The organism is Nocardia sp. NPDC058518, from assembly GCF_042719655.1.
GTDB lineage: Bacteria > Actinomycetota > Actinomycetes > Mycobacteriales > Mycobacteriaceae > Nocardia.
Window position 1 is genome coordinate 62,106 of the sequence record NZ_JBHXNJ010000031.1, and the last position, 9,404, is coordinate 71,509.

A 9,404-nucleotide genomic window follows, 5' to 3' on the forward strand; every position below is an offset into this window, starting at 1 on the left:
GAGCCCACATCGGACGTTGCGGACCAAGAACTCGCCCGGTGCTCGTCCGCTGCGGACAGTGTGACGTGGTTGACACTGTGCCCGGCCCCATGCACACTCCCCGAACATGTCAGCTGGATCACGTTTAGCCGTTTCGACCGAATCTGATCAGGTGCAGGCCGAGCGTCAGCGGATAGCGAGCTGCGCCTATGACCACGCCGACGAGATCGCCGACGACGTGATGGCCAAGATCCGCGACGAGCTGCCCGGATACGCCACCGCGGCCCCCGGCGTCCTCGACGATGTGCACGATCAGCTCGCCCGGCTCAGCCGCACCGGGCTCGGTGCGCTGCTCGAGCACCGCCGTGTCTGCCCGGCCGATGTCGCCTACGCCCGGCAGGCGGCGGCGCGACGGGCCCGCACCGGGCTGCCGCTGGTCGACTACATCGCCGCGTTCCGCCTCGGCCAGCGCGCCATCTGGAAAACGCTGCTCGCGCACGCGGGCGATTCCGAAGCCGGGCGCGCGGCGGTGCTGTCGCTGGCGGGGCCGCTGGCGCGCTACACCGATCTGATCAGTACCCAGGCCACCGACGCGTATCTGGAATTCCAGCAGTACGTGGCCGATGAATCCGGGCGGGACTCGCAGGCCCTGATGGACGCGCTGCTCGACGGCACGCTGCCCGCGAGCGGGCCGCACCTGTCGGTGGCCACCGCGCACGGCATCGGGGCCGAACGCACCGCGCCGGTGGTGGTGGTCACCGCGGTGGTGCTCGATCGAGCCGAGCGTGGCGAGGACTCGTCCGAAAGGCTGGTTCAGGCAAGGCAATTGGTGTCCGCGGCGCTGGCGCGGTGCACGGTCAACGGATTGCGGACACTGTCGGCGGTGCGCGGATCCGAGATCGTCGCGGTGCCCGCGCTCGGTAGCGGTGGCGCGGCCGACGGACTGTGTGAGCGGCTGCGCGCGCTGCAGGACGAACTGGGCGCCGAGGGCATCACGCTGGCCATCGGGGTGAGTACCGCGGTGACCGAGGTCGCCCAGATTCCGCGTGCCTACCGGCAGGCGCAGGCCGCGCTCGCGCTCCTGCCCGAAGGCGGCGGGGTGCTCGCGTTACCGCAGCTCACCCCGTTCAAGTACTTGCTCTTGCGGGCCGATGACACCACCCGTCAGCTGGTCGATCCGCGCATCGGCAGCGCACTGGCCGAGGACCGGGTTCGCGGCGGGACGCTGGCCGAGACGATCCGCGCGTTCGCCGCCGCCGACATGAATCTGCGCGAAGCCGCCGACACTCTCCACATCCACCTCAATACGGCCAAGTACCGGCTGGGCCGCATCCAGGAGCTCACCGGCCGGAATGTGCGCAGCGTGAACGACCTCGTCGAACTGCTGGTGGCCATCGAACTGGCTGCTGTTATAAACGAGGCATGAGCCTGGACCCTGCCGTCGCCGCCCGCCTCAAGCGCACCGAGGACGGACTGATCGCCGCGATCGCGCAGGAAAAGGCGACCGGGGACGTGCTGATGATGGCGTGGATGGACGATGAGGCGCTGGCCCGCACGCTGGAAACCCGTCAGGCGACCTACTATTCGCGCTCGCGTCAGCAGTACTGGGTCAAGGGCGAGACCTCCGGGCACACCCAGTACGTGCACGAGGTGCGTCTGGATTGCGACGGCGACACGCTGCTGCTGATCGTCGATCAGGAAGGCGCGGCCTGCCACACCGGCACCCACACCTGCTTCGATACCGACGTACTGCTCGCCGCGGACTAGTCGCCGTCTTCGGCGAGAATTCGATTCAGCCGGTCGGACAGCGTTTCCCCGAGCACTGCCAGTTGCGCGGTCTGCTTGTCGGTGAGACCGTCGAGAACGAGCCTGCGTACGGCATCCACATAGCCGGGTGCGGCTTCGATCACCTTCTCGAAACCCGCGTCGGTGAGTACCGCGTACACCCCGCGTCTGCCCGCGGTGGTGTCGCGTCGCGCCCAGCCGAGGCGTTCCAGTTTCGACACCACATGTGACAGTCGCGATAGCGACGCATTTGCCTTGTGGGCGAGATCACTCAATTGCAGGCGATGGCCCGCCTCCTCCGAGAGCAGGCTGAGTACCCGGAACTCGAAATGGGTAAGCCCGGACTCACGTTGCAATCGTGTGTCCAATGCGCCGGGAATCCGGGTCATGAGCGCGACGATCGCCTGCCACGCGCGCTGTTCGACGGGGTCGAGCCACTGAGTCATCGCCGGTACTGCCTCGCGGCCGGACGGCGGACATGGTGGAGTGAGGCGCGCACGAGAAAGAGTTTGCCACGACGTCGCTGTGGCGTCCGCGAGATGGCGGTGGTCGTGAGGTCACTCACATCACCGCGAGGTCGCCGATAACGGCTACCAGTCGCCGGTCATCGGCGGCATGGTGGGCTCTGGCGGGCGTGCCGCGGCCTTGGCAGCCTTGTGACGGTTGAGTCCACGCTTGCCCATCAGCGCGAGCACCAGTGCGAACACCACCGCCGCGATGATGGCGCCGACCAGGCAGGCGCCGCGGAAGGCCGGCGCGTCGACATCGAGAATGCGTTGGCCGGCGTGTGCGGCATTGTTGCCACCGAGCACGATCGTCAAGGTCATCAGATTCGGCAGCGAGCAAGCCAGGGCGACGATCACCGCCGCGCCCGCGATGAACTTGCCGCCCTTGCGCTTCCAGACCCGCACCGCGAAGACCAGCAGCAGCAGGGGCAGCAGGGTGAACAGGAATCCGTACACCAGACCCCACCAGATACCCGAGCTGAAACTGCCGTGCACGATGTTGGCCAGCCGCTGTGCCCACCATCGGGGGATGAACGAGGACAGGATGAAGTAGGCGATCACCAGCACCACCAGCGTGGCGAGCGCCATGATCGCCCGGTTACGCCATAGGACGGCGGTGGATTTCTGACCGCTCGACTGCACCTCGCCGGTTGTCATCTGCCCAGCGTAAGTGCGTCGGGGTCGCCGGGCGTCGATCCGGCGCCCGGCGATTCTTCGGTCGGTACTACTCCGGGGTGGTGCTGCGTTCGCGCAGGAAGGCGAGTGCTTCGTCGGCATGGACGGCCGCCCGCAGTTCGCCGGTGATGATCTTCAGGATCGTGCGGTCGGTGTCGATGACGAAGGTGTGCCGTTTGACCGGGGCGAGCTTGCCGAGCAGTCCACGCTTCACGCCGAATTCGGCGGCCACCGCGCCGTCGCTGTCGGACAGCACGGGGTAGTCCAGGCGCTGCTTGGTGGCGAAGCCCGCCTGCACCTCGGTGCTGTCGGTGCTGATGCCGACGCACGAGGCGCCCAGCGCGGCGAATTCGCCGCTCAGATCGCGGAAGTGGCAGGCCTCGGCGGTGCACACGGGGGTATTGGCGGCGGGGTAGAAGAACAGCACCAGCGGGCCGTCGGCGAGCAAGCCGTCGAGCGAGCGGAGCTGGGCGGACTGATCGGGGAGCTCGAACTGCGGAGCGCGCTGGCCTGGCTGCATGCCCAGACAGTAACTACCGGTGGCCGAGTTAGGAAGATCCCCGTTCGCGCCGCGAACGGGGATCTGCGGGGCCTATTGCCCGAGCAGCGCCGCGACGTCGGGGTTGCGGATCTGCATCACGTCGAGGATGCCGTGCGCGCGCAGCAGCGGTTCCAGCTCGCGGATGCGGTCGCTGTGCCCGGCGTACTCGTCGGGGAAGTTCTTCTTGTCGAGGTCCTGGATGGCCTTGGCATAGGTGACGAACGAATGGATCGCGTTCGCCGTCACCGCCTGCTGGCCGGGACCGTGGTGCTGCTGCGACGGGATGGCCAGCCGGCCGTCCTGTGCGCCCTGGTGCGAGGGGTACAACATTGCTCCTCTCGGAAAGGGGATTACCGCATGCGACGTGGAACCCGCGCGAGTGTAGTGATGCCGGTCACCGCCCGATTCGGCGCGGGGTCGGGTCCGCGCGCGTCGTCGGCGGCGCGCCTGGGATGATGGGCGAATGCAGGGCGCGTCGACACCAACCACCACGACCCGCGAACAGTTCCGGCTGCTCGCCGCCGAGCACCGGGTCGTCCCGGTGACCCGAAAGGTGCTGGCGGACTCCGAAACTCCGCTCTCGGCCTATTCCAAACTGGCAGGCGACCGGCCGGGCACCTTCCTGTTCGAATCCGCGGAGAACGGGCGCTCCTGGTCGCGCTGGTCGTTCATCGGCGCGGGTAGCCCGTCGGCGCTGACCGTCGTCGACGGCGAAGCCACCTGGCTCGGCACGGTGCCCGCCGACGCACCCAGCGGCGGTGACCCGCTGCGCGTGCTGCACGAGACGCTCGAACTGCTGCGCACCGAACGGCTGCCCGGTCTGCCGCCGCTCACCGGTGGCATGGTCGGCTATCTCGGCTACGACGCGGTGCGCCGGATCGAACGGCTGCCCGAGCTGGCCGCCGACGATCTGCGGCTGCCCGAGCTGGTGCTGATGCTGGCCACCGATCTGGCCGCGTTCGACCACCACGAGGGCGCGATCACCCTCATCGCCAACGCGGTGAACTGGGACGGCACCGACTCCAGGGTCGACGCCGCCTACGACGACGCCGTCGCCCGGCTCGACCGGATGACCGCCGCGCTGGCCGCACCCGCGACCTCGACGGTGTCGGTCTTCGACCGGCCCGAACCGCAGTTCCTGCGCAGGCGCACCACCGAGGAATTCGGTGCGGGCGTGCGCCGCCTGATCAAGGAGATCGAGGCGGGCGAGGCGTTCCAGGTGGTGCTCTCGCAGCGCTTCGAAATGGACTACACCGGTTCCCCGCTCGCGGTCTACCGGATGCTGCGGGCCTCGAACCCGAGCCCGTACATGTATCTGATGCACATCCCCGACGATGAGGGTGGCACCGCGTTCTCCATCGTCGGCTCGAGTCCCGAATCGCTGGTCACCGTGAAAGACGGGGTGGCGACGACGCATCCGATCGCGGGCACCCGCTGGCGCGGCGACAGCGCCGAGGACGACATCCTGCTCGAGAAGGACCTCCTCGCCGACGAGAAGGAGAACGCCGAGCACCTGATGCTCGTCGACCTCGGCCGCAACGACCTGGGCCGGGTCTGTCGTCCCGGCACGGTCAAGGTCACCCAGTACCGCCACGTCGAGCGGTACAGCCACGTGATGCACCTGGTCTCGACGGTGTCCGGCCAGCTCGCCGACGGCAAAGTCGCGCTCGACGCGGTGCGGGCCTGCTTCCCGGCGGGCACCCTGTCCGGTGCGCCGAAGGTGCGGGCGATGGAGCTGATCGAGGAGCTGGAACCGACCCGGCGCGGCGTCTACGGCGGCGTGGTCGGCTACCTCGACTTCGCCGGTGACGCCGACACCGCCATCGCCATCCGTACCGCCCTGCTCAAAAACGGCACCGCCTATGTGCAGGCGGGCGCGGGCGTGGTCGCCGACTCCGATCCGGTCTACGAGGACACCGAGGCCCGCAACAAGGCCATGGCGGTACTCAAGGCGATCGCGGCGGCACAGACCCTGCGCACCTACGAAGGCGGGGATCTATGACGGCCACGCCCGGCGAAGACGACACCGGTAACCCCGCCCCGGCGGACGTCGACGGGCCGACCGCGCCGGACACCACGGCTGGGACGCCCGCTCAGGCGGCCAAACCGATAGTTCCGGTCGTGCTGCTCGCGCTGGCCGCGGCGGGGCTGTGGGCGGCCTCGCGGATGACATGGGTGACGGTGCACTCGGCCGACGGCCTCACCGAACCGCGCACCGACGACCTCAACGGTGGCGTGTGGTTCGGCGCGCTCACCCCGCTCGCCCTGGTGCTGGTCGCCTCGATCGCGGCGGTGTTCGCGGTCAAGGGCGTGCTGCGTCAGCTGCTCGGGGTGGTGATCTCGGTGGTCGCGGCGGCCGCCGCGGTGCCGGGCTTCGCGCTGGCCGTCGGGGCGGGCAACACCGCCGACCGTGCGGGCACCCTGGCCGAACTGCCGGTGCGCGCGGTCGTCAGCGGCGCCGACACGCACCTGGGACCGGCGATCCTGTCGATCCTCGCCGCTATCCTGGCACTGGCCGCTGGCATCCTGCTCACCCGCCGAACCGGCGAACGCGCCGAGCTCTCCGGCAAATACGACAACCCGGTGTTCCGCCGTGCCGATGCCAGCGCCGCGGTGAACAAACAGAACGCGGAGACCGGAACCGCGGCGCCACTGTCGGACCGGGTGCTGTGGGACGCGCTCGACGCGGGTACCGACCCGACCGACACCTCCGATACCCCCGGCACCGGCCACGGTCCGGTCGAGGAGAACAAGTGACCGGCAGCACCCCCGCCGCAGTGACACGCGCGGCGGGCATTTATTCTTTACCAGCATCGGTGAGACAGCGCCTGAGGGGACTCTCGGGCGAGAAGTGCGTCTCCCCAGAAAGGATTCGAGCCAGATGACGGTACTCGACTCGATTCTCGACGGGGTCCGGGCGGATGTTGCCGCTCGCGAAGCCCTCCTCGATTTTCAAGCGATCAAAGCTGCTGCCGCCGCGGTCAAGGGACCGCTGGATGCATACGCCGCGCTGCACGAGGACGGAATCGGTGTCATCGCCGAGGTGAAGCGCGCCAGCCCCTCCAAGGGTGCGCTGGCCGACATCCCCGATCCCGCCGTGCTGGCCAAGGCCTACGAAGACGGTGGCGCGCGCATCATCAGCGTGCTCACCGAGGGCCGCCGCTTCGGCGGATCGCTCGACGATCTCGATGCCGTGCGCGCCGCCGTGAACATCCCGGTGCTGCGCAAGGACTTCGTCGTCGGCCCGTACCAGATCCACGAGGCCCGTGCCCACGGCGCCGACGTGATCCTGCTGATCGTGGCCGCGCTCGAACAGGACGTGCTGGCCTCGCTGATCGACCGCACCGAATCCCTCGGCATGACCGCCCTGGTGGAGGTGCACACCGAGGAAGAGGCAGACCGCGCCCTCGAAGCCGGTGCGACGGTGATCGGCATCAACGCGCGCAACCTCAAGACCCTCGAAGTCGACCGCGATGTGTTCGCGCGGATCGCGCCCGGCCTGCCCTCCGAGGTCATCCGGGTGGCCGAGTCCGGCATCCGCGGCACCGCCGACCTGCTGGCCTACGCCGGTGCGGGCGCCGACGCCGTGCTCGTCGGCGAGGGCCTGGTGACCAGCGGTAACCCGCGATCGGCGGTGTCCGAGCTGGTGACCGCCGGTACGCACCCGTCCTGCCCGAAGCCTGCCCGGCGGAGCATCCGGTGACGGTGCTTCCCCCGGCGAGCGCCGGTGTCGCGCAGCACTCCGACTACGAACCCGACGCGGGCGGCCATTTCGGCGTCTACGGCGGACGGCACGTCCCCGAGGCGCTGATGGCCGTGATCGAAGAGGTCACCGCCGAGTACGACAAGATCCGCACCGACCGCACCTTCCTCGACGAGCTCGACCGGTTGCAGCGCGACTACACCGGCCGCCCTTCGCCGGTGTTCGAATGCACCAGGCTGGCCGAGCACGCCGGTGGCGCGCGGATCTTCCTCAAGCGCGAGGACCTCAACCACACCGGCTCGCACAAGATCAACAATGTGCTCGGCCAGGCGTTGCTCGCCAAGCGGATGGGCAAGGGCCGGGTCATCGCCGAGACCGGTGCGGGTCAGCACGGCGTCGCCACCGCCACCGCGTGCGCGCTGCTCGGCCTCGACTGCGTGATCTACATGGGCGCGGTCGACACCGCCCGCCAGGCGCTCAACGTGGCCCGCATGCGGCTGCTCGGCGCCGAGGTGATTCCGGTGACCACGGGTTCGCAGACCCTCAAGGACGCGATCAACGAGGCGTTGCGCGACTGGGTCAGCAACGCCGACGACACGTTCTACTGCTTCGGCACCGCCGCGGGCCCGCACCCGTTCCCGCTGCTCGTTCGAGATTTCCAGCGCGTGATCGGCCTGGAAGCGCGCGAGCAGATCCAGCTTCCTGAGCAGGCGGGCAAGCTGCCCGATGCCGTCGTGGCCTGCGTCGGTGGTGGCTCCAACGCCATCGGCATCTTCCACGCCTTCATTCCCGACGCCGGTGTGCGCCTGGTCGGTTTCGAGGCGGCCGGTGACGGCGTCGAAACCGGACGCCACGCCGCCACCTTCACCGGTGGCACGCCCGGCGCGTTCCAGGGCGCCTACTCGTACCTGCTGCAGGACGAGGACGGCCAGACCATCGAATCGCATTCGATCTCGGCCGGTCTGGACTACCCGGGCGTCGGCCCCGAGCACGCCCACCTCAAGGACATCGGCCGCACCGAATACCGGCCGATCACCGACACCGAGGCGATGGACGCGCTGCTGCTGCTCTCGCGCACCGAGGGCATCATCCCGGCGATCGAGTCCGCGCACGCCGTGGCGGGCGCGCTGAAGCTGGGCTCCGAGCTCGGCGAGGGCGCGGTCATCCTGGTCAACCTGTCCGGTCGTGGTGACAAAGACATGGACACCGCGGGCCGCTGGTTCGGTCTGTTCGATGACGACGACGCCGCCGAGGAGAACAAGCAGTGAGTCAGCAGTCCCGCCTCGCGAACACCTTCGCCGCCGCGCGTAACGAAGGTCGGGCCGCCCTGATCGGCTACCTGCCCGCGGGCTATCCCGACCTCGCCGGATCCATCGCCGCCTGCCGCGCACTGGTCGAATCCGGTTGCGACATCGTCGAAGTGGGCGTCGCCTACTCCGATCCCGTGATGGACGGCCCGGTCATCCAGGCCGCCGCCGAGCAGGCGCTGCGCGGTGGGGTGCGCGTGCGCGACGTGTTCTCCGTCGTCGAGGCGATCTCCGACGCCGGTGGTCAGGCCGTGGTGATGAGCTACTGGAACCCGGTGCTCCAATACGGCGTCGACACCTTCGCCCGCGATCTGGCCGCGGCCGGTGGCGCCGGGATCATCACGCCGAACCTCATCCCCGACGAGGCCGACGACTGGTTCATCGCCTCGGCCACCCACAACCTGGATCGCATCTTCCTGGTGGCACCGTCCTCGACCGAAGAGCGTCTGGTCAAGACCCTCGAGGCCTCGCGCGGTTTCATCTACGCGGCCTCGACCATGGGTGTGACCGGTGCTCGCGAGGCGGTCTCCTCGGCCGCGCCTGCGCTGTGCTCGCGAATCCGCGCGCACTCCGACATCCCGATCGGCGTCGGCCTCGGCGTGCGCTCGGGCGCGCAGGCCGCCGAGATCGCCGCGTACGCCGACGGAGTCATCGTCGGATCGGCGCTGGTCTCGGCCGTGCCGGAGGGCCTCGACGCAGTCCGCGCGCTGACAGCCGAACTGGCTGAAGGTGTGCGTTCGGCGACCGTTCGCTCCTGACTGCACTCCCGCTCCCGGCACTGCCCGGGCTTCCCCATGACCGCATTCCCAGCCCCGCACCCGCGACCCTTAGGGAGCGGCGGCCACGAAGTGGCCGGGTCCGCGGCCGGGTCGCCGGTTAGACGCCGTTGCGTACGCGACGAAGGAGCA

The 9,404-nt window shown here is 69.2% G+C and carries 11 protein-coding genes; 7 read left to right on the plus strand and 4 right to left on the minus strand.

The features are described 5' to 3' along the window. Positions 1-151: 151 nt before the first annotated feature. Both ACFWPX_RS33920 and hisI read left to right on the plus strand, forming a co-directional pair. Positions 152-1,405: a PucR family transcriptional regulator gene (locus ACFWPX_RS33920; RefSeq protein WP_378932360.1), complete on the plus strand. Its 1,254-nt coding sequence runs from the start codon at positions 152-154 to the stop codon at positions 1,403-1,405. Beyond that, positions 1,402-1,746, plus strand: a complete 345-nt coding sequence (hisI, locus tag ACFWPX_RS33925) for a phosphoribosyl-AMP cyclohydrolase (protein WP_378932362.1) — start codon at positions 1,402-1,404, stop codon at positions 1,744-1,746. The genes ACFWPX_RS33920 and hisI overlap by 4 nt, the downstream gene beginning before the upstream one ends. On the opposite strand, the gene ACFWPX_RS33930 is transcribed toward hisI, so the two are convergent. From ACFWPX_RS33930 to ACFWPX_RS33945, 4 genes are all read right to left on the minus strand, one after another. Beyond that, positions 1,743-2,210 (minus strand): MarR family winged helix-turn-helix transcriptional regulator, encoded by a 468-nt coding sequence (locus tag ACFWPX_RS33930; RefSeq protein WP_378921468.1) that lies wholly within the window; start codon positions 2,208-2,210, stop codon positions 1,743-1,745. The two genes, hisI and ACFWPX_RS33930, sit on opposite strands and share 4 nt — an antisense overlap. Before the next feature lie 144 nt (positions 2,211-2,354). Further along, positions 2,355-2,927 carry a permease gene (locus ACFWPX_RS33935; protein WP_378932364.1) on the minus strand — a complete coding sequence of 191 codons (573 nt, stop codon included), beginning with the start codon at positions 2,925-2,927 and terminating at the stop codon, positions 2,355-2,357. Between the two features lie 67 nt (positions 2,928-2,994). Then, positions 2,995-3,465 (minus strand): peroxiredoxin, encoded by a 471-nt coding sequence (locus ACFWPX_RS33940; protein WP_378932367.1) that lies wholly within the window; start codon positions 3,463-3,465, stop codon positions 2,995-2,997. A 72-nt stretch (positions 3,466-3,537) separates the two neighbouring features. Beyond that, positions 3,538-3,816, minus strand: a complete 279-nt coding sequence (locus ACFWPX_RS33945; RefSeq protein ID WP_378932369.1) for a hypothetical protein — start codon at positions 3,814-3,816, stop codon at positions 3,538-3,540. Between the two features lie 133 nt (positions 3,817-3,949). On the opposite strand from ACFWPX_RS33945, the gene ACFWPX_RS33950 reads away from it, so the two are divergent. The 5 genes from ACFWPX_RS33950 to trpA all read left to right on the plus strand — a co-directional run bounded on the left by ACFWPX_RS33950 (position 3,950) and on the right by trpA (position 9,254). Then, complete coding sequence (locus tag ACFWPX_RS33950) at positions 3,950-5,488, plus strand: anthranilate synthase component I (RefSeq protein ID WP_378932371.1); 1,539 nt, start codon at positions 3,950-3,952, stop codon at positions 5,486-5,488. Continuing rightward, positions 5,485-6,243, plus strand: a complete 759-nt coding sequence (locus ACFWPX_RS33955; protein ID WP_378932373.1) for a TIGR02234 family membrane protein — start codon at positions 5,485-5,487, stop codon at positions 6,241-6,243. Before ACFWPX_RS33950 ends, ACFWPX_RS33955 begins: the two co-directional genes overlap by 4 nt. Before the next feature lie 124 nt (positions 6,244-6,367). Next, the gene (gene trpC / locus ACFWPX_RS33960) at positions 6,368-7,189 is read left to right on the plus strand and encodes an indole-3-glycerol phosphate synthase TrpC (protein ID WP_378921480.1); all 822 of its coding nucleotides are present in this window, start codon (positions 6,368-6,370) and stop codon (positions 7,187-7,189) included. Beyond that, positions 7,186-8,457 (plus strand): tryptophan synthase subunit beta, encoded by a 1,272-nt coding sequence (trpB, locus tag ACFWPX_RS33965; RefSeq protein WP_378932375.1) that lies wholly within the window; start codon positions 7,186-7,188, stop codon positions 8,455-8,457. Before trpC ends, trpB begins: the two co-directional genes overlap by 4 nt. Next, positions 8,454-9,254 carry a tryptophan synthase subunit alpha gene (gene trpA / locus ACFWPX_RS33970; RefSeq protein ID WP_378921483.1) on the plus strand — a complete coding sequence of 267 codons (801 nt, stop codon included), beginning with the start codon at positions 8,454-8,456 and terminating at the stop codon, positions 9,252-9,254. The genes trpB and trpA overlap by 4 nt, the downstream gene beginning before the upstream one ends. The last annotated feature ends 150 nt before the right edge of the window (positions 9,255-9,404 follow it).

What these genes read in the sequence shown, in the direction of transcription:
- hisI (WP_378932362.1), top strand. Translation starts at nt 1,402, where the DNA reads ATGAGCCTGGACCCTGCCGTCGCCGCCCGCCTCAAGCGCACCGAGGAC.
- ACFWPX_RS33930 (WP_378921468.1), bottom strand. Translation starts at nt 2,210, where the DNA reads ATGACTCAGTGGCTCGACCCCGTCGAACAGCGCGCGTGGCAGGCGATC.
- ACFWPX_RS33935 (WP_378932364.1), bottom strand. Translation starts at nt 2,927, where the DNA reads ATGACAACCGGCGAGGTGCAGTCGAGCGGTCAGAAATCCACCGCCGTC.
- ACFWPX_RS33940 (WP_378932367.1), bottom strand. Translation starts at nt 3,465, where the DNA reads ATGCAGCCAGGCCAGCGCGCTCCGCAGTTCGAGCTCCCCGATCAGTCC.
- ACFWPX_RS33945 (WP_378932369.1), bottom strand. Translation starts at nt 3,816, where the DNA reads ATGTTGTACCCCTCGCACCAGGGCGCACAGGACGGCCGGCTGGCCATC.
- ACFWPX_RS33950 (WP_378932371.1), top strand. Translation starts at nt 3,950, where the DNA reads ATGCAGGGCGCGTCGACACCAACCACCACGACCCGCGAACAGTTCCGG.
- ACFWPX_RS33955 (WP_378932373.1), top strand. Translation starts at nt 5,485, where the DNA reads ATGACGGCCACGCCCGGCGAAGACGACACCGGTAACCCCGCCCCGGCG.
- trpC (WP_378921480.1), top strand. Translation starts at nt 6,368, where the DNA reads ATGACGGTACTCGACTCGATTCTCGACGGGGTCCGGGCGGATGTTGCC.